Annotated in this window: 1 protein-coding gene; it reads right to left on the bottom strand. The window is 67.8% G+C overall.

Annotation, left to right across the window (positions count from 1 at the left end; all coding sequences use genetic code 11):
* The coding region (locus JZ792_RS43680; protein WP_308165653.1) for a carbon starvation CstA family protein at nucleotides 1-475 on the bottom strand (475 nt) is incomplete at both ends.

Genomic DNA, 475 nt, shown 5'->3' with positions numbered 1-475 from the left:
GTCCACGGCCGTGAGGATGAACAGGGCCTCGAACAGGATCGCGAAATGGTACCAGAACGCCATCATCGCCTTGCCGCCGATGGCCGAGGAGATGATGTGGGCCATGCCGACCGCGAGCGTCGGGGCGCCGCCGGCACGCGAGATGATCGTGTGCTCGCCGACATCCGCGGCGGTCTGGGTGATCACCTCGGGGGTGGTCGCGAAGCCGAGCTTGGTCACCGCCGCGGCAGCGGTCTCGGGCGTGGTGCCGACGAGCGCCGCGGGCGAGTTCATGGTGAAGTAGACGCCCGGGTCGATCACGCAGGCCGAGACCAGCGCCATGATCGCCACGAACGATTCCATCAGCATGCCGCCGTAGCCGATGAAGCGGGCATCCGCCTCGCTGGCGATGAGCTTGGGCGTGGTGCCCGACGAGATCAGGGCGTGGAAGCCGGAGACCGCGCCGCACGCGATGGTGATGAACAGGAACGGGAAC

Source organism: Nocardia noduli (genome assembly GCF_019038455.1).
In the GTDB taxonomy this organism is placed as follows: Bacteria; Actinomycetota; Actinomycetes; order Mycobacteriales; family Mycobacteriaceae; genus Nocardia; species Nocardia noduli.
This window is presented reverse-complemented; position numbering and strand designations above follow the sequence as displayed.